The sequence below is a fragment of the Blattabacterium sp. (Cryptocercus punctulatus) str. Cpu genome (assembly GCF_000236405.1).
Lineage (GTDB): Bacteria > Bacteroidota > Bacteroidia > Flavobacteriales > Blattabacteriaceae > Blattabacterium > Blattabacterium punctulatus.
On the sequence record NC_016621.1, the window covers coordinates 56,422 to 76,415 of the forward strand.

Annotated in this window: 17 protein-coding genes and 2 pseudogenes; 9 read left to right on the forward strand and 10 right to left on the reverse strand. The window is 22.2% G+C overall.

From position 1 onward, the window contains the following. The 5 genes and pseudogenes from BLBCPU_RS00285 to prfB all read right to left on the reverse strand — a co-directional run bounded on the left by BLBCPU_RS00285 (window position 1) and on the right by prfB (window position 4,850). Window positions 1-735 carry a beta-ketoacyl-ACP reductase gene (locus tag BLBCPU_RS00285; protein ID WP_014246012.1) on the reverse strand — a complete coding sequence of 245 codons (735 nt, stop codon included), beginning with the start codon at window positions 733-735 and terminating at the stop codon, window positions 1-3. A 9-nt stretch (window positions 736-744) separates the two neighbouring features. Then, window positions 745-1,446, reverse strand: a complete 702-nt coding sequence (gene cmk, locus BLBCPU_RS00290; protein ID WP_014246013.1) for a (d)CMP kinase — start codon at window positions 1,444-1,446, stop codon at window positions 745-747. Beyond that, a pseudogene (gene speB / locus BLBCPU_RS00295) lies at window positions 1,443-2,289 on the reverse strand (agmatinase). The gene cmk and the pseudogene speB overlap by 4 nt, the downstream one beginning before the upstream one ends. Window positions 2,290-2,329: 40 nt before the next feature. Further along, the gene (locus BLBCPU_RS00300; protein ID WP_014246015.1) at window positions 2,330-3,721 is read right to left on the reverse strand and encodes a decarboxylase; all 1,392 of its coding nucleotides are present in this window, start codon (window positions 3,719-3,721) and stop codon (window positions 2,330-2,332) included. A gap of 26 nt (window positions 3,722-3,747) precedes the next feature. After that, a protein-coding gene (prfB, locus tag BLBCPU_RS00305) for a peptide chain release factor 2 (protein ID WP_254044403.1) occupies window positions 3,748-4,850 on the reverse strand; the annotation gives its coding sequence in 2 pieces (ribosomal slippage) (window positions 3,748-3,806 and window positions 3,806-4,850; 1,104 coding nt in all). A gap of 463 nt (window positions 4,851-5,313) precedes the next feature. On the opposite strand from prfB, the gene BLBCPU_RS03020 reads away from it, so the two are divergent. The 3 genes and pseudogenes from BLBCPU_RS03020 to era all read left to right on the forward strand — a co-directional run bounded on the left by BLBCPU_RS03020 (window position 5,314) and on the right by era (window position 6,916). Beyond that, window positions 5,314-5,460, forward strand: coding sequence for a hypothetical protein (locus BLBCPU_RS03020; RefSeq protein WP_167532484.1), 147 nt, complete (start codon window positions 5,314-5,316; stop codon window positions 5,458-5,460). 235 nt (window positions 5,461-5,695) lie between these two features. Then, window positions 5,696-5,940, forward strand: a pseudogene (locus tag BLBCPU_RS03025) (hypothetical protein); the annotation flags it as partial. A gap of 70 nt (window positions 5,941-6,010) precedes the next feature. After that, window positions 6,011-6,916, forward strand: a complete 906-nt coding sequence (era, locus tag BLBCPU_RS00310) for a GTPase Era (protein WP_014246017.1) — start codon at window positions 6,011-6,013, stop codon at window positions 6,914-6,916. A gap of 2 nt (window positions 6,917-6,918) precedes the next feature. Here the strand turns inward: era and tyrS are convergent, their stop codons facing one another. The 3 genes from tyrS to BLBCPU_RS00325 form a co-directional block, all read right to left on the reverse strand. Next, a complete protein-coding gene (tyrS, locus tag BLBCPU_RS00315; RefSeq protein ID WP_014246018.1) occupies window positions 6,919-8,208 on the reverse strand; it encodes a tyrosine--tRNA ligase in 1,290 nt (429 codons plus the stop codon). A gap of 596 nt (window positions 8,209-8,804) precedes the next feature. Further along, window positions 8,805-11,537, reverse strand: coding sequence for a PD-(D/E)XK nuclease family protein (locus BLBCPU_RS00320; RefSeq protein WP_014246019.1), 2,733 nt, complete (start codon window positions 11,535-11,537; stop codon window positions 8,805-8,807). Then, the gene (locus BLBCPU_RS00325; RefSeq protein WP_014246020.1) at window positions 11,521-12,483 is read right to left on the reverse strand and encodes a bifunctional riboflavin kinase/FAD synthetase; all 963 of its coding nucleotides are present in this window, start codon (window positions 12,481-12,483) and stop codon (window positions 11,521-11,523) included. Before BLBCPU_RS00325 ends, BLBCPU_RS00320 begins: the two co-directional genes overlap by 17 nt. 89 nt (window positions 12,484-12,572) lie before the next feature. Here BLBCPU_RS00325 and atpD point away from each other — a divergent pair, with 89 nt between their 5' ends. Together atpD and BLBCPU_RS00335 are read left to right on the forward strand one after the other, a co-directional pair. Then, window positions 12,573-14,078 (forward strand): F0F1 ATP synthase subunit beta, encoded by a 1,506-nt coding sequence (gene atpD / locus BLBCPU_RS00330; protein WP_014246021.1) that lies wholly within the window; start codon window positions 12,573-12,575, stop codon window positions 14,076-14,078. A 24-nt stretch (window positions 14,079-14,102) separates the two neighbouring features. Continuing rightward, complete coding sequence (locus BLBCPU_RS00335; protein ID WP_014246022.1) at window positions 14,103-14,339, forward strand: F0F1 ATP synthase subunit epsilon; 237 nt, start codon at window positions 14,103-14,105, stop codon at window positions 14,337-14,339. On the opposite strand, the gene pdxA is transcribed toward BLBCPU_RS00335, so the two are convergent. Then, window positions 14,334-15,377: a 4-hydroxythreonine-4-phosphate dehydrogenase PdxA gene (gene pdxA / locus BLBCPU_RS00340; RefSeq protein WP_014246023.1), complete on the reverse strand. Its 1,044-nt coding sequence runs from the start codon at window positions 15,375-15,377 to the stop codon at window positions 14,334-14,336. The two genes, BLBCPU_RS00335 and pdxA, sit on opposite strands and share 6 nt — an antisense overlap. Before the next feature lie 59 nt (window positions 15,378-15,436). On the opposite strand from pdxA, the gene BLBCPU_RS00345 reads away from it, so the two are divergent. Continuing rightward, window positions 15,437-16,021 carry a riboflavin synthase gene (locus BLBCPU_RS00345; RefSeq protein WP_014246024.1) on the forward strand — a complete coding sequence of 195 codons (585 nt, stop codon included), beginning with the start codon at window positions 15,437-15,439 and terminating at the stop codon, window positions 16,019-16,021. A 9-nt stretch (window positions 16,022-16,030) separates the two neighbouring features. Here the strand turns inward: BLBCPU_RS00345 and pckA are convergent, their stop codons facing one another. Further along, the gene (gene pckA / locus BLBCPU_RS00350) at window positions 16,031-17,614 is read right to left on the reverse strand and encodes a phosphoenolpyruvate carboxykinase (ATP) (RefSeq protein WP_014246025.1); all 1,584 of its coding nucleotides are present in this window, start codon (window positions 17,612-17,614) and stop codon (window positions 16,031-16,033) included. 90 nt (window positions 17,615-17,704) lie between these two features. Here pckA and BLBCPU_RS00355 point away from each other — a divergent pair, with 90 nt between their 5' ends. The 3 genes from BLBCPU_RS00355 to BLBCPU_RS00365 are packed head-to-tail and all read left to right on the forward strand — an operon-like array spanning window position 17,705 to window position 19,976. Next, entirely contained in the window at window positions 17,705-17,971 is a 267-nt protein-coding gene (locus BLBCPU_RS00355) for an acyl carrier protein (RefSeq protein WP_014246026.1), read from the forward strand. Window positions 17,972-18,013: 42 nt separating this feature from the next. Then, window positions 18,014-19,276: a beta-ketoacyl-ACP synthase II gene (fabF, locus tag BLBCPU_RS00360; RefSeq protein WP_014246027.1), complete on the forward strand. Its 1,263-nt coding sequence runs from the start codon at window positions 18,014-18,016 to the stop codon at window positions 19,274-19,276. Beyond that, the gene (locus BLBCPU_RS00365) at window positions 19,263-19,976 is read left to right on the forward strand and encodes a ribonuclease III family protein (protein ID WP_014246028.1); all 714 of its coding nucleotides are present in this window, start codon (window positions 19,263-19,265) and stop codon (window positions 19,974-19,976) included. The genes fabF and BLBCPU_RS00365 overlap by 14 nt, the downstream gene beginning before the upstream one ends. Window positions 19,977-19,994 lie beyond the last annotated feature (18 nt).

The window sequence follows — 19,994 nt, forward strand, 5'->3', positions numbered from 1 at the left end:
TTAAATCATTCCTCCATTAACATTAAATACAGAGCCAGTAATATAATTAGATAAATCAGAAGCTAAAAATAAACTACAGTTAGCTACATCTTGAGGAATTCCAGGTCTTTTTAAGGAAATTTTATTTATCCAATTTTCTTTTATTTTGGATTGAATATGCAAATTCATTTTTGTAGAAATATAGCCAGGAGCTATAACATTACAACGAATATTTTTTTTTCCTAATTCTTTAGAAATTGATTTAGTAAATCCTATAATTCCTGCTTTAGATGCTGAATAATTAGATTGTCCTGAATTTCCTGTTATTCCTATGATAGAACTCATATTAATGATACTTCCATTTTTTTGTTTTATCATAGGAAATATTACATATTTGGTTAGATTAAAAATAGAATAAATATTAGTTCGAATGACTTGATCCCAATCTGTTTCTGACATTCTAAATAAAAAATTATCTTTTATAATTCCTGCATTATTCACTAATATATCTATAACTCCAAATTTTTCTATAACTTTTTTTACTAATTCTTTTGAAGAATTTAAATTTTTAAGATCAATTTCGTATGAAACTACCGAATTTCCCAATTCATCAGATAATTTTTTAGCATTTTTTTTTGAAGAAAAAAAAGTAAAAATTACCTGTGCACCATGTTTTACAAATGTTTTCACAATAGATTTTCCTATATCTCCTGAGCCACCTGTAACTATTGCTATTTTTCCATTTAAAAGTTTCATATATATTTTTTATTTTTTTTGAGATAATCTAATATTTTCTATTAATTTAAGTACCATATTTAATTGTTTTTCAGTACTAATTAATGTACTATCTATTTCTATAGAATCTTTTGGTTTTTTAAGTGGAGAAATTCTTCGATATAGATCCATCATATCTCTATAAAAGAGATTTTTTTTTACTTCTTCATAAGAAATTGTTTTTCCTTTTTTTTTAAAATATTCAAATCTTCTATAAGAACGAACTTCTATAGACCCTTTCATAAAAATTTTCAATTCCGATTGAGGAAATATATTAGATCCTATATCTCTTCCATCCATAATAATTCCTTTTTTATTTCCAAAATTTTTTTGTATAATTGTTAATTTTTTTCGAATTTCTGGAATTCTAGCTATTAAACTAACTTTATTACTTACTTCTATTGATCTAATTTCAGATTGAACATTTTCTTTATTTATAAATATATCGGTTCTATTTAATTTATTATTCCATTTAAATTGAAAATTTATATTTATCAAAAAAGGAATAAAATTTGTTATATTCCATAAATCACTATGAAATATTTTTTTTCTAATAGCTAATAATGTTATACTTCTATACATTGCTCCGGTATCTATATAAGTATATTTTAATTTTTTAGAAAGATTTTTAGCTAAAGTACTTTTTCCAGAAGCTGAATATCCATCTATAGCTATAATCATTTTTCGATTCATAATGGAGAATAAATTAATTCGTATTTATATGATAATAATTTATAGTAAAGTTTAACAGATAAAAAATCTGTAGAAAAATCTTTTTCATTTGGTAAAAGTTCAACAATATCAAAACCTATAATTTGTTTATTTTCAAAAACCATTTTTAAAAATTTTAAAATTTCGTACCAAAAAAAACCTCCTGGTTCTGGAGTTCCTGTAGAAGGGGCTATACTTGGATCAAAAACATCTATATCTATACTTATAAATACATTTTTAGATAATCTTTGAATCGCTTTTTTCATCCATAAATCATTTTGATATATTTCATGAAAATAAAAAATATTATCATTTTGGATATACCTTTTCTCTAGTATATTCATGCTTCGAATCCCTATTTGTATAATTGGAAATTTTTTTGAAGCTTCATACATAGAACAAGCATGATTATAAGGATCTCCATTGTATTTAGGACGTAAATCGGCATGTGCATCCATGTGTAGAATACTCATATCAGGGAATTTTTCTCCAAATGCTCGAATACTACCTATAGATATAGAATGGATACCCCCAATTAGAGTTACAAATTTTTTTTTAAAAAGATATTTTTTAGTAATATTATATACTTGTTCTATCATTTTTTTGGAAGAAAATGAATAATTAATTATAGGATAAGATATATATATACCTCTTTTATAAACTTCAGAATTAGTTTCTATATCATATAATTCCATATGTTCTGATGCAGATAAAAATGCTTTAGGACCTTTTTTAGAACCTTTTCTCCACGTACCTGTATAATCATATGGAACTGGAATAAGGACTATTTTAGATTTTTCAAGAGTAGCATATTTTTTTAGGAATTCCAGCAAAAGTTTTTTTTTTTCATAAAAAAATATTATTTTCAATAACCTAATATTTTTAATATTTCTTCATATTTTTGTGAATAACGAAATATTTTATATACTAAGTTTTTTTTTTCGTCATAATTGATTAAAATATGGATTGGTTGTGGAATAAGACAATGATGTACTCCTCCATATCCACTTATTGTATCTTGATATGCTCCAGTATTAAAAAATCCAATATAAAGTGGTATTTTTTTCCGGAAACAGGGAAGATATATTGCATTCAGATGTTGTTCTGAATTATAATAATCATCACTATCACAGGTTAACCCCCCTAAAAATACTCTTTCATAAGAATCATTCCAACGATTAATTGCCATCATAATAAAACGGCTATTTATAGCCCAAGTATCTGGTAGAGTAGTCATAAAAGAACTATCAATCATATTCCATTTTTCTCTATCATTTTGCTTTTTTTGATTAAGTATTTTATAGATAATTCCACCACTTTCTCCTACTGTATAGGAACCAAATTCTGTATATATATGTGGTTCTAAAATATTCTCATTTTTACAAAATTTTTTGATTTGATAAATAATTTCATTGGTAATGTATTCATAGTCATATTTAAATGACATAGATGTTTTAATAGGGAATCCACCTCCTATATTTAGGATATTTAATTCAGGTGCAATTTTTTTTAATCTAGCGTAAATATGTAAACATTTAAAAAGTTCATTCCAGTAATAAGAGGTATCTTTTATTCCTGTATTGATGAAAAAATGCAACATTTTTAGTTCAACTTTTGAATTATTTTTTATTTTATTCAAATAAAAAATAAGGATATCTTTATATCCTATTCCTAATCGGGAAGTATAAAATTCAAATTTTGGTTCTTCTTCAGAAGCAATACGTATACCTAACTTAAATGGATAATGGATAAAAAAACTTAATTTTTCCAATTCATCATAATTATCTAATATTGGAATAGTATTATAAAAACCGTTGTTAATTAATTCTGATATATTTTTTATATAATTATGAGTTTTAAATCCATTACAAATAATTTCAATATTTTTATTCATTTTACCTTTTTGATAAAGATTTTTAATGATTTCTATATCATAAGCATATGAAGTTTCAATGCTAATATTATTTTTTAATACTTCTTCTAATACAAAATAAAAATGAGAACTTTTTGTACAATAACAATAGGTATATTTATTTTTATATTGATTAGAATGAATTGCTTTTTTAAACCATTTTTTTGCTTTTTGTATATTTTGAGAAATTTTTGGTAAATAGTTAAATTTTAATGGAGTACCATATTTTTGAATGAGATTTATTAATGGAATTCCATGGAATTCTAAAAAATTATTTTTAATAGTAAATTCCTCGGTAGGAAAATTAAAAGTTTGATCTATAAGATCAGAATATCGAATTTTCATTGAATAAAATTAAGGGGTAGAAAAATTTAAAATTTTTTTTGTTTTTCTATTTTTTTTCTATATATCATAAATTTTTTCAAAAAATATCTATTTCTCCATCCATTACGGAATTAATATTTGTAGTTTCATAACCTGTCCGTAAATCTTTGACTAATTTGTAAGGATGCATAATATAATTTCTAATTTGATTTCCCCATTCTATTTTTTTTTTTTCAGATTCTATTTTATTTTTTTTTCTCATTTTTTTTTTTATTTCTATTTCAAATAATCTAGATTTTAGAAGATGCAAAGCTCTTTGTCTATTTTGTATTTGTGAACGATATTCTGTATTTTCAATAGTAATTCCAGTAGGAATATGACGTAATCTAACTCCTGTCTCAACTTTATTTACATTTTGTCCACCTGATCCAGAAGATCGAAAGGTTTCCCAATGAATATCAGATATTTTTATATCAATTTTTATATTTTTATCTATTGAAGGATAGACATAAACAGAAGAAAAAGAAGTATGACGTTTTGAATTATTATCAAATGGAGATATACGGATTAACCGATGTACTCCATTTTCTCCTTTTAAATATCCAAAAGCATATATTCCTTTAAATTCTAAAATAATGGATTTTATTCCCGTTATATCTCCAGAAATGAGATGAATATTTTTAACAGAATATTTTTTTTTTTCAGCCCACATAATATACATTCTCATGAGCATAGAACTCCAATCACAGCTTTCAGTTCCCCCTGCTCCAGAAGAAATTTGAAGTATAGCATTTAAACTGTCTTCCTCTTCTGAAAGAAAGTTTTTTAATTCTAAATTTGATAGTAATTTTTTTGTTTTATATAATTGAATTTTAAGATCTTTTTCAAGATTTTCTTCTTTAGAAAGAGAAAATATTAATTCTAATTCTTCTAGAGAATTTTTTAATTCAAAAAAATCTTTTATATATGTTTTCATAACATGAAAATGTTTTATAAAATTTTTGGATTTTTTATAATTATTCCAGTAATGAGGATTTAAAAATTTTTTTTGTTCTTTATCAAGATATTTATTAATCTCATCAATATTAAGAACTTTATAAAGTTTATCAATTCTTTCTGAAATAGATTGTATTTCATCTTTTATGATCATAAAACGAAAATAGATTAATTTAAAATATAGAATTCAAAAATTATGTAAAAAATAAATACAAAAATTTTTATCTGTAATTATGAACTTCAATAAATTTACTATAAAATCTCAAAAAATAATACAAAAAATTTAACATATTACTTTTAAAAAAAATAAATTTTCTATTGAAAATGTACATATTATAAAATTTTTTTTAGTAAAAAAAAAGACAATTTTATTCCTTTTTTTATAAAAAAAATTAAATATAAATTATCAATTAATAAAATAAAAGAATTAAATAAAATACTCTCTTTTTATCTTTTTTAAAAAATAAAAGTAGAAAGGATATGTTTTTTTCTACTAAACATTTAAACAATTATATATATAAATGTTAAAAAAGCAGAACTTTATACTAATATTTTAAAAAATGAATTTATTTCTAGATAACATAATTTTTTTTCAATTTTTACAAAATTAGGATATAATGCATCAATTATTTATAAATCAAAAAATTATAGATAAAAATATTCAAAATATGATTGAAAATATCAGAAAAAAAAGTAAAAATTTAATTTATAAATTAAAAAAAAATACTTATAATTTTTTAGATAAATATGCAAAAAAATATTAATGAATGGGAAAATAAAGGGAAATTAGATCTTATTATTAGACATGATGAAACAATACGTATAATTTAAAAAATAAAAAAATTTTTTCTTTAGATGTGGCTTCTATCATTGCAGAATCTATATAAATATAAAGGAAAATTTGAATAACGTTTTTTTTTAAAATTATTCTTAAATTTATCGATGCAATTCATACATTAATGGTAAATCCTGGGGATAGAAAAAGTGCTATAAATGCTGAAATATTTTAAAATAAATAAATCTTTAAAAAGAATATTTCAACAGGTATATATTGAATAACCATCTATAAAAAATTCTATATTTATTTTACGTGGTATTAAAGATAAAAAATTCAAAATAAATCTATTATTTATGCAGTTGAATTATCTCAACGTTATATTAACGAACGTTTTTTACCAGATTAAGCTATTGATATTATTGATGAAGCAACTTCAAAAATAAAAATGGAAATAAACTCTAAACCATAAAAATTAGATATTTTACATAGGAAAATAATGAAAATGTAAATTCAAATAGAGGCTATAAAAAGATAAAATGATTAATCATAAACATAAATCTGGATTTGTTAATATTATAGGATTTCCAAATGTAGGGAAATCAACATTAATGAATTCTCTTGTAGGAGAAAATATATCTATAATAACCAATAAACCACAAACAACTCGTCATAGAATATTGGGAATAATAGATCAATATGATTACCAAATTATTTTTTCAGATACTCCTGGTATTATGATAAAACCGATTTATTCTATGCAAAAAATTATGATGCAATATGTAAAAAAATCTTTTAAAGACGCTGATATTATATTATTTACTACAGAAATAGGAAAATTTAATTTATTGAATAAATATTTATCCTTTTTGAAGTTTCTTAAAGAACAAAAAATTCCTATTCTTATATTAATCAATAAAATTGATAAAATTGGAGTAGTATATAGTGAAAATATGTTATATGATACAATAAATTATTGGAATAATTTTTTTCCTAATTCAGAAATATTACCAATATCTGCATTAAAAAATATAAATCAAGATTTATTACTAAATAAAATTTTAGATTTATTATCTAAAGGACCTCCTTATTATCCTAAAGGAATTTTAAGTGATAGATCTGAACGCTTTTTTGTAAATGAAATAATTAGAGAAAAAATATTTTTAATGTATAAAAAAGAAATTCCTTATTCTGTAGAAATTTCTACGGAAAAATTTAAGAATGGAAAGAATAGCATACATATAGATTCTTCCATATATGTAGAACGTGATTCCCAAAAAGGAATTTTAATTGGAAAAAAAGGAAATTCTATAAATAAATTAGGATATTTTTCTATAAAAGGAATAGAAAATTTTTTTAGTAAAAAAATATGGTTAAGATTAAATGTAAAAATATGCAAAAATTGGCGTTCAAATTATAAAAAACTCCAAAATTTTGGATATTAAAATTATTCAATTTTTATAATGAAAAAAAATTTTTTTCCAAATTGAAGTAAAATATATTTTTTTTTTATTATATTTTCTTTTTTAAGAAGTATATTTTTTTTAATAATTTTTTTATTTATAGAAATAGAATTTAAATTTAAAGCACGATTAGCTTCACTTTTAGATTTAAATAGATTACTTTTTTTTAATAAATCTAATAAAAAAATTCCTTTTCTAAAATCTTTATAAGATAAAAGCATATGCGGAATATTATCGTAAAGTGAACTAAGTATATCTTCATCTAAAGATGAAAATAGATTATTGGTATATTTTTTTCCAAATAAAATATGTGAAATTTTTACTACTTTTTCATAAGATTTTTTTCCATGAACCCATTTAGTTATTTCCGATGCTAATTTTTTTTGTAATAGTCTTTTTTCTGGATTTTTCCTATGTTTTAAAATTAATGTTTCAATTTTTTTTTTAGAAAAAAAAGTATAAATTTTAATAAAATTTTCAATTTCAATATCTGAAATATTGATCCAAAATTGATAAAATTTATATGGAGAAGTTTTATTATGATCTAACCAGATATTTCCTTCTTGCATACTTTTTCCAAATTTCAATCCATCAGTTCTTGTAACCAAAGGAAAAGTAATTCCATATGCTTTTTTTCCTGTTTTTTTTTTAATAAGTTCTATTCCGGTAGTTATATTCCCCCATTGATCTGATCCACCAACTTGTAGAAAACAATTTTTTTTTTTATTTAAATAAAAAAAATCATAACCTTGAATAAGAGTATAAGTAAATTCCATGAAAGAGATTCCTTTATATTTTTTATTATTATTTTTTATACGGTTTTTAACAGAATCTTTAGATATCATATAATTTATAGTAAAATGTTTTCCTATATTTCTGATAAATTCTAAAAAAGAAATATTTTTTATCCAATCAAAATTATTGATAAATTCTATTTTTTCTGAATAACTATCTAATAATTTAGATAATTGTTTTTTAATAGATTCTATATTTTCTTGTAATGTTTTTTTTTTTAAAAAAATTCTTTGATCATATTTTCCTGATGGATCTCCTATAAAACCTGTTGCCCCTCCAATTAATATTAAGGATTTATGCCCCATTCTTTGAAAGTGGATTAATATAATAATTGGAATTAAGCTACCTATATGTAAAGAATCATATGTTGGATCGAACCCTATATATATAGTAGTAATTTTTTTTAATTGTTTTTCTACACCAGGAACACTATTTTTTATTAACCCTCTCCAAGTAAGTTCATCAATAATATTTTTCATATTAAAAAATTAAGGTAACTTAATAAATTTATCTTTGATTATTTTTATGAAATTTTTTCTAAAAAAAACTATAACATATAATTTTTTAACTTTTTTTTTTAGTTTTATTCATATAATATGGAACTTTTTTTTTATGAAAAAAATTTTTTTTTATTAAAAATATATATTTTTTTATTTCCTATTAATAGTTTTTTTTTCTTTTTTTATTTGTTAACCATAAATAAAAGAACTGATTTATATATTATATTTTCAATTTACAGTTATTTTGTAATATTTATATATTTTTTTATTTAATTATTGAATATAATCTTTTGAATTCAATTCCAACAATTATTAATTTTATTTTTTCGTATTTGATGATACTTTTTTTCAAAACTATAATTTTAATAAATTGTCGGAATAATAAAAGTTATTTTTAATACTTTGAATAATTTATGTATATATACTATAATCTAGTATATTCTATTTTTTTATGAAATTTTTTTTTAGATATGTAGATAGTTTCATTTATATATTTGGAATAATACTATATTGTATTTTATGTGTAGATGTTGGAGTAATTCATATCATATCATATCATATGAAAAAAAATACTTTTAGAAAAATTTATCAAAAATTCCTATTTTTTTTTCTATAATTGGAATTTTTGGATTTAAAATTTCTGAAATTCTATTAATTAGACATGGTAGAAAAATTTTTACATAACATTCATATGTAATAAATTTTTTTTTTTGATGAAAAAAAATTACGGGAATTGTTAATATTGAATTATTTTTATCTTTTTCTGGTGAAACAATAGAAATAATTGGTGGAGAATTTTTTAATCCTAAAAATATAGGTGATTTAAACCATAAATACATATAAATCAATAATTGCATAGTATTTCTATTATCGGGATCTTGAAATATATTTTCAATTTTATTCAAAGGAATATGTATGTTTTTTATTTTTGATATTCCTATTTTATAATCAATAATACGTGTAATTCCATCATATTCGTCAATTCGATCTATGATTCCATATAAATTAACTTGATGCTTTCCAATATCCAATATTGTGGAAGAACTACATTCTAATTCTTTAATTAAAATTTGATGACCTTTATGAACAAAACCTTCCTCCCAGGAAATAAAATTTTTTATATAATTTTTTACTATAGAATATAATAATATATTTTTACCTTTTATAAAAGAATTTTTGATATATTTTAATATTACTTTTTCTGTAATATATTCGTAATTTTTTTTCATTTCATTAATCCAATCTATAGTAATTAAATATCCTTTAATAGGATGATATAAGATTTCTAATGTTTTATGTATTATTTTTCCTACTTGTTGTTTTATAGAAATTTTTTCTAGATCATTTAATCCAAGAATTTTTTTGTAGTAAAAAAGAAGAGGATTATAATTATACAGATTAATAGAAGAAGGAGATATACCATGAGTAGATATTTTATCTAGACGTTGAATCATTGATTCTGTTTTTTTTATCACAATAGGATATATTTTCGACTTTGAAAATAAAAATGAAAAATTTTTTTTCTTTTCTATAGTAAGTTTTGAACTTATTTCTATTTGATGAATAAAACGACTTTTTTCTCCCGAATTAAGTTCATCTGGTTGATTTTTATAAATCAAATAAATATCTTTTGAATTTTTTAAAATTTTTTTAAAATAATGATGATAAATTTCTTCATTTTCTTGAAAAATGGAAAGATTGAATTGATTCCTAATATCAAATGGAATAAAAGTATTATATTTTTTTATTCTATCTGGGGGAATTACCCCTTCGTTAACGGAAGTTATAATAGTATTTTCAAAATTTTCGAAATAAGAATCTATAAATTCTATTATATTCAATCCTTTTGGATTTTTTTGTATATATGGTATTTTTTCTGTATTTATAAATTGTTGATAAATATTGAATATATCTTTAATTCCTAAAAAATTTTTTTCTGTTTTTCGTACTAATATTCTTAATTTTTGCATATAAATTTCCAATTTTGAAAGAAATTTTAATTCTAATAGATTATTTTTTGAATTTGAAATAAATATAATTTTCAATTTTCTAATAAAGCTTATAATACCAATAATACATTTTTTAGTGTCATTAGTTTGTATTTGAAAAATGATATTTATATCATTTTTGGATAAATATTTATTTATTATAGATTCTGGAATAAAATTTGAATTTTCTACATTCCATTTATCTACTATAAACGATAAATTTTTTAATAAAAATTTTTTTATATATCCATCTGATAATAATCTTAGTATATCTTTTCCATAAAATTTTTTAAATTTTTCCTTTTTTAATAATAATTCAAAAATTGAAAAAAATGTATAATGAATAGGGATATTTTTTATTGGATAGTCTATAGATATAGATAGATTGTTTCCTAAAATTTTTTTTAGTGAATTAAATAAAGGGATAATTAAATATTTATCTCCTAAAATAATACCAATTTTATATGGATTTATCCCATTTTTGATCATTTTATAGACTAATGTTTCTACTATTTTAACTTGTTCTATTTCTTTAGAAACACTAATAATTTTTATATGATTAAGATATATATCGTTGATTAAAGTTGGTTTTATCTTTTTTTTGATGAAAAAATTAAAAGGATTTTTTATTAATATATTTTTTTTATCTAAATCATATATAGATCCTTTTTTTAATTGTATGATTTTTTTTATAAATTCTATTTCACATTTATTTAATAATTGGGATTTTGAAAAAAATAGAATGATTCGTATATCTGAGTTTTTTAATAAAAAATTATTTAAACGAGAAATAGCTATTCTAAAAATCATTCCAGTATAACCGATCCCTTTTTTTAAAAGGATACTTTTTAGAATTTTATAAAATTTATAAATTTCTTTCCAAAAAAGAAATTTTTTTTTTTCTATCAAATTATTTTCTAAATTCAGATTCCATTTTTTAATTTTTTCTGTAGAAATAATATAAGCAAAAAAATGTTCAATATTAATCAAATTAAAATCCAAATCTTGAAAATCATTTAAAATATAAGGAGCCCATTTTAAAAAATCATTAAATTTTTTTGATAAATAACTATTTTCTTCTTTAAAAAAATAAAAAAAATGAAAAAGTATATAAGATTCATTAAAAATATATAAACCGGATATTTTTTCAATAAATTTTTCTATTGTATAAATTTCTGTAAATAGATGATTTTTAGATTGGTATTTTTTTTTGATATATTCTATAATAGAATCGTTAAATGATATCAATATTAATTTTTTTTTCAAGTATTTTTTTTGAATTAATAAATATTGAATTACTTGATCAATTTTTTTTATCACAATAAAAATTTTTTTTAAACGATTTTTTTGAAAAAAAATATTCTATTTTTATTTGATCTTTTTTGATTTGTCTTTTCAGATCATAAAGTGTACTAAATTTTTTTTCTTCACGAATTCTTTTAACAATAAAAATATCAATTTTCTTTCCATATATTTCTTGATAAAAATCGAAAATATGAACTTCAATTTTTATTTTTATTTTTTTATTAACTGTAGGGCAGGTCCCTATATTCATCATTCCTTTATAAAAAGGATTAAAAATATTAACTTTTACAGCATAAACTCCTTTTTTTGGAATTAATTTATTTTCATTTAGTTGAATATTAGCGGTTGGAAAATTTAATGTTTTACCTATTCCTTTACCTTTTATTACATAACCAGATAAGTTATATAAATAACCTAAAGCATTATTAGCCCATTCTATATTACCTATTAAAAGAGATTTTCGTATATTAGTAGAACTAATAATTTTTTTTTTATATTTATAAGGATTTACTTTATAAATTTTGATTCCATATAATTTAGAAATTTTTTTTAGTTGATGGAATGTCCCATCTCTATTTTTTCCTAAATGAGAATCATATCCAGTTATAATTTTTTTAATTTTCATTTTAGAAAATAAAATCTTTTGAAAAAAATATTGAATACTTAATTTTGAAAATTTTTTGGTAAAAGGATGAATAATCAAATGTTCTATTCCTGTTTTTTTTAGATTATGAATTCTTTCAGTAAGAGTATTTAAATATAAAATATTTTTTTTAGGAATTAGTACTTCTTTAGGATGTTGGTTAAAAGTTAATAAAACAGTACAATACTTTCCTTTTGCTCTAAAAATTAAGTTTTGAATAATTTTTTTATGTCCTATATGAACTCCATCAAAAAAACCAAGTGTAAATACACATGGTAAAAAGGAAGAAAATTCATCAATAAATGAATAAATTTTCAAAATTTATTATCTTTTTTTTCTCTTACATATATATTTGCAAATATATATGATTAACGTATACTATACTAATTAATAGTTTTTTTGATGGCATGAATAAAAAAAAATTAAAAGGAAAAATAATTAAAATTATAGGACCAGTTATTGATGTATCTTTTAAAGATACAGCATCTCTACCTAAAATTTACGATGCATTAGAAGTAAAATTATCCAAAAGAAATAAAATTATATTAGAGGTTCAACAGCATATTGGAGAATATAGCGTACGTTGTATTTCTATGGAAGTTACCGATGGATTAAAAAGAGGACAAGAGGTGGAAATTATAGGTGGCCCAATTAGTATTCCAATAGGAGAATCTATTAATGGTAGAGTATTTAATGTTTTAGGTGAACCTATTGATGGATTATTTCCTTTAGATAAGTCTAATTCTAGATCTATTCATAATCCACCCCCTAAATTTAAAGATTTATCTACAGATACCGAAATATTATATACAGGGATTAAAGTAATTGATTTGATTGAACCTTATTCAAAAGGAGGAAAAATTGGATTATTTGGTGGTGCTGGAGTAGGAAAAACTGTTTTAATACAAGAATTAATCAATAATGTAGCGAAAAAACATGGAGGCCATTCGGTTTTTGCTGGTGTAGGAGAAAGGACTAGAGAAGGAAATGATTTATTACGAGAAATGTTAAAATCAGGAATTATAAAATATGGAAATTCATTTATGGAATCTATGAAAAAAGGATATTGGGACCTTTCTAAAGTAGATAAGGAATCCTTAAAAAAGTCTAAAGCAGTTTTTATTTTTGGGCAAATGAATGAATCTCCTGGTGCAAGAGCTAGAGTTGCATTATCTGGATTAACATTAGCGGAATATTATAGAGATCAAGTTTTGAAAAAAAAAGGACAAGATGTTTTATTTTTTATAGATAATATATTTAGATTTACTCAAGCAGGATCAGAAGTTTCTGCATTATTAGGAAGAATTCCATCTTCTGTAGGTTATCAGCCAACTTTATCATCGGAAATGGGATCTATGCAAGAAAGAATTACATCTACAAAAAAAGGTTCGATTACTTCAGTACAAGCTATTTATGTCCCTGCTGATGATTTAACTGATCCAGCTCCTTCCATTACATTTTCCCACTTAGATGCAACTACCGTACTTTCCAGAAAAATAGCTTCTTTAGGAATTTATCCAGCAATAGATCCATTAGATTCTTCTTCTAGTATATTATCTCCGGATTTAATAGATAAAAATCATTATTATTGTGCAGAACGTGTTAAAAAAATTCTTCAAAAATACAATTCTTTACAAGATATTATTGCTATTCTAGGAATAGAAGAACTTAGTGAAAAAGATAAATTAATAGTTTATCGAGCTAGACGTGTTCAACGTTTTTTATCTCAACCATTTCATGTAGCAAAACAATTTACGGGGATAGAAGGAGAATTTGTAAAAATTGAAGATACGATTAAAGGATTTAATATGATAATGGATGGAGAATTAGATCATATTCCGGAAATGGCTTTTAATTTAAAAGGAACTATTGAACAAGTTATAGAAACAGGAAAAGAAATCTTATCTACATAAATAAATAGAAGATAAAATGAAATTATGCAAGTAACGATTATTGATTTTGAAAAAATATTATATAAAGATATAGCAATCTCTATTATAGCTCCAGGATTGAATGGTTATTTTCAAATATTAGAAAATCATGATTCATTTATTTCCATATTGAGTAATGGATGTATAAAATTAAATAAATCATTTAATGATAAAATTTTAAAAATATCAATAAATGGAGGATTTTTACGAGTTAAAAATAATGTTGTTATAGTTATTTTATAGTAATCTAGATTTAGAAGAAATTATTTTCATATATTCTTTTCTATTTTTAAAAATTTTTATAGCATTAAAAATAGCTTCTTTAAAAGAATTTTCATTAGCAATACCTTTTTTAGCAATATCATATGCTACTCCATGATCTGGAGAAGTACGTATATGAGAAAGACCAGCCGTAAAATTAACTCCTTCATTAAAAGTTAATGTTTTAAAGGGTATTAATCCTTGATCATGATACATAGCTAAAACTGCATCAAAATTTCTATAACTATTATTTCCAAAAAAACCATCTGGAGAATAAGGTCCGAAAACTAATATTCCTTGATCTTGAAATAAAATATTCATAGCTGGTTTAATTTTAGTCATTTCTTCTTCACCTAAGAAACCATTTTCTCCTGAATGAGGATTACATCCTAAAATTGCAATCTTAGGTTTTTCTATAGAAAAATCAATTTTTAAAGATTGATGTAAAATTTTGATGGATTTTACAATTTTTTTTATAGTTAATTCAGAACTAATATTTTTTAATGGTATATGATTGGTAACTAATGCTATTTTTAATGTTTCATGAATCATTAACATTAAGGATTCTCCATCTAAAATATTTTGTAAATATTCAGTATGGCCTAAAAAATAAAATTCTTTAAAATTCATCCATTTTTTATTTACAGGTGCTGTAACTAGAACATCAATTTTTCCATCTTTTAAAGCTTTTGTGGCTTTTTTTAAAGATGAAATAGGATATTTTCCTGATTCATGGTTTATTTTGACTAAGTCAAATCTAATATCTTCTTTCCATATATTTAAAACATTGATTTTATAATCTATAATTTCTTTTAAATTTTTTATTTCTCGTATATTATTTACTTCGATATTTAAAATTTTTTTATAATACGAACATAATTTTGTAGATCCAAATAAAACCGGTGTAAAAAAATCTAAAAGTTTTTTTTCCCGACATACTTTTAAAAAAATTTCTATTCCTATTCCATTAATATCTCCTGTAGAAATACCAACTTTTATTTTTTTTGTTCTATAATTCATACCATATTTTATGAAATAAATATTTTAATTTATAAAAAAAATATGGATAAATTTCAATTATGTTTACTGGAATAATAGAATGTACTACACAAGTATATAGATTAAATCGTCAAAAAAATAATCTTTGTATTACTTTTAAAAATCCATTTTTAGATCATATTAAAATTAATCAAAGTATTGCTCACAATGGAATATGTTTAAGTATCAAAGAGATAATAAATGGAACCTATTCAGTAATTGCATCGGAAGAAACTTTACGTTGTACTAATTTAGATTTTTTAAAAATTAAAGATGAAGTAAATTTAGAACGTGGAATGAAAGTTAATGAAAGATTCGACGGACACATAGTACAAGGTCATATAGATACAATAGCTAAAATTGTTGAAATAAATAGAAAAAATGGGAGTTGGTTATTTTCTTTCAAATCTAGAAAAAAATTAGATAACTTAGTTATAGAAAAAGGTTCTATTTCTGTAAATGGAATTAGTCTTACTATAACAAAATATAGTAATAAAATATTTAGTGTATCTATTATTCCTTATACTTATGAAAAAACCAATCTTCATTTTATGAAAGTAGGAGATTTTGTTAACGTAGAATATGATATACTTGGAAAGTATATTATAAAAAAATTATGTTTTTGAAATGAAAATTTATTCTATTTTAGGTTCTCCCGATAAAATTTCTTTATCCGTATATTTTCTGTATATATCAAAATTTTTTATGAATTTTTTTACAAGATTTTTTACTTGATTTTGATACATTTTTTTATTTTTCCATGTTTTTTTTGGATTTAAAATATTGGAAGATATACCTGGACAGTATTTTGGAATATGAAAATTAAATATAGGGTATTTTTCATAATCTACTTTGGATAAATATCCATCTAAAACACATTGAACAAGTTTTCGTGTATATTTTAATTTTATCCTAAATCCGATGGATTCTTCAATAAAAAGTAGTCCTGTATTTACCATCCAGACATTTATTTCCAAATTATTTAATTTTTTTATTAACATTTTTGTATATTTAACTGGATTTAATAACATAAATGGAGCTCCAAAACAGGAAGAAAAAGTAGCTTGTGGGTTTTTTATATTTAATTCTGTACCAGCTATTTTAGAAGTATAACCTAATAAAAAATAATAAGCAGATTGTGCTTTATTTAGTTTTGATATAGGAGGTAATATCCCAAAAGCATCATAAGTAAGAAAAAAAATATTTCTAATATTGGAAGATATTAATTTTTTTTCTATATTTTTTATAAAATTAATTGGATAACTTACTCGTATATTTGGTGTAATAGAATCATTTAAAAAATCTACTTCATTAGTATCTTTTTTTAAAATTACATTTTCCAACATTGCTCCTTTTTTAATAGCATAATAAATCATAGGTTCTGTTTTTTTAGAAATACCTAATATTTTTGCATAACAACCCCCTTCAAAATTAAAAATAATGTTGTCCTCCGTCCACCCATGTTCATCATCACCTATTAATTTTCTATTAGGATCATTAGAAATAGTAGTTTTTCCAGTCCCAGATAATCCAAAAAAAAGTGCTGTATCTTTTTTAGAAATCCCAATATTTGCAGAACAATGCATAGGAAAAACATTTTTATATATAGGAAGTATAAAATTTAGAACAGAAAAAATAGATTTTTTTATTTCTCCTGTATATCCTGATCCACCAATTAATATAACTTTTTTTTTAAAATTTAATATGGTAAAATTTTTTTTATGTGTACCATCTATAATTGGATTTGCCTGAAATCCAGGTGCACATATTAATAACCAATCTGGAAAAATTTTTTCAATTTTAGAAATTCTAAAAAAAAGATTATGGATAAATAAATCAGACCATGGATATTCACTAATAGACCGAATATTAAGTTGATACCGTTTATCAGAACAAAGATATCCATCTCTTACGTATAAGGTTTTTTTGGATAAGTATCTGACTAATTTTTGATATACATGATCAAATTTTTTAGAATTAAAAGATTGATTAAATTTTTCATCCCACCAAATTTTTTTATTTGTAATGTTATCTTTAACAATAAATCTATCTTCAGGAGAACGACCAGTGAATATACCTGTATTTACTGCTAAAACTCCTGATTTAGTTTCTACACCCATTTTATTTTTAATAATTATATTTTGTAATTCTTCAGAAGATAATTGCCAATTATTTGAAGAATTTAAGATTCCATATTTTTCTAGATTAAGAGAACTCATTTTTTATTGTATTTCTTAATAAAACAAATTTATATACGATTTATAAAAGTTTACTAATTTTGTATTAGAAAAAATAAAAATTACGATCCTATGTCTGATATTGCATCAAAAGTAAAGTCACTTATTGTAGAAAAATTGAGTGTAGAAGAAAATGAGATTTTTAATAAGGCTAGTTTTACTAATGATTTAGGTGCAGATTCCTTAGATATAGTAGAGCTTATTATGGAATTTGAAAAAGAATTTAATATTAGTATTTCTGATGAAAAAGCAGAAAAAATTACCACTGTAGGCGAGGCTATACAAGCTATCAAAAATATTTTAGATGAGAAAAAAAAAGAGGAGAATAGTTCGGTCTGATTATATATAAAAAGTATTGATTCTTTTTTATATGTTATGTTTATGAAAAAATTAAAAAGAGTAGTAGTTACAGGACTTGGATCTATTACTCCAATAGGAAATAATTTAGAAGAATATTGGACTTCCCTTATTAATGGAAAAAATGGTGCAGAGCCTATTACCTATTTTGATACTAAAAAATATAAAACTAAATTTGCGTGTGAATTAAAAAATTATGACCCAAATATTTTTTTTAGTAAAAAAGAACAAAAAAAATTGGATCCTTGTGCACAATATGGAATTTTAGCATCCTCTGAAGCCGTAAAAAATAGTGGAATTAATTTTTCAAAAGAAAAAAGGGAACGTATTGGAGTTATTTGGTCTTCTGGAATTGGAGGTCTTCTCAATTTAGAAGAATCAATTTCTGATTATGTAAATGGAGGAAGATTTCCTAAATTTAGTCCTTTTTTTATTCCTAAAATGTTAATAGATATTACTGCTGGATTTATTTCTATGAAATATGGACTTCATGGACCTAATTATGCTACTGTATCCGCTTGTGCTTCTTCTTCTAATGCAATTGTAGATGCCTATCATTTAATATGTTTAGGAAAAGCAGATATTATGGTAACTGGTGGTTCTGAGGCAGCAATTACACAAAGTGGAGTCGGTGGGTTTAATGCCTTACATGCATTATCTACTAGAAATGAGGATTATAAAACTGCATCACGTCCTTTTGATAAAGATAGGGATGGTTTTGTTTTGGGTGAAGGAGCAGGATGTCTAATATTGGAAGAATATAAACATGCTAAAAATAGAAATGCTAATATATATGCTGAAATAGGTGGAGTGGGTATGTCTGGAGATGCATATCATATTACAGCTCCTCATCCAGAAGGAAAAGGGATTATTATTGCTATGAAAGCAGCTATAAAAGATGCGGAAATTGAATATCAAGAAGTTAATCATATTAATTCTCATGGAACTTCTACTATTTTAGGAGATCTCGCAGAAGTAAAAGCTATTCAAAAAGTTTTTCATAAAAATATATATAACATTAATATTAATTCTACTAAATCTATGACAGGCCATTTATTAGGTGCGGCTGGTTCTATAGAAGCTATTGCTTCTATACTTCCTTTAAAGGAAAAAATTATACCTCCAACTATAAATTTATTTCAAATAGATAAAAAAATAGATTCTAAAATTAATTTTACTCCAAATAATGCAATAAAAAAAGAAATTAAAATTAGTATATGCAATACTTTTGGTTTTGGAGGACATAACGTTTGTATTTTATTTAAAAAAATAGATGTTAAAAGATGAAGATTCTATTTTAGTTAGTAAATTAAAAAAAATATTAGGATTTTGTCCCAAAAGAATAAGTTATTTAAAAGAAGTATTTATATATAGCTTTTCTACAAAGAAAAAAAATAAAAATTATTATATAGATTTTCAAAGATTAGAATTTTTAGGAGATGCCGTATTGAATTCTATTATTTCCCATTTTTTATATGAAAAACTTCCTGAAAAAAAAGAAGGTGAGTTAACTCAAGTACGATCTAAAATTGTATGTAGGAAAAATTTAAATGAAATTTTTAAAAAACTAACGTTAACAGAAATTTTTTTTAAAAAAAATAAATCAATGATATCTGATAATATGTTTGGAAATGCACTTGAATCTTTAATAGGTTTTATTTATTTAGAAATTGGATATCAGGGTTGTCAAAATTTTGTGTATAAAAAAATATTACATTTTCATGTAAATATTATGAAATTACAGAAGGAAATTTTTAGTTATAAAGTATGGATTATAGAATGGTCTCAAAAAAATAAATTTTTGATAAATTTTAATACTTTTAAAGAAGAAAAAAATAAAAATATAATTACTTATTTATCGGAATTTTACATATCTGAATATGAAATTCAAACAGTAGGAAGAGGCCCATCCAAAAAAAAATCAGAAGAACTTGCAGCAAAAAAAGCTTATTTTCTTATTCAAAAAAAGTATAAAAAAAATATTTGATATTTGAAAATTACAATA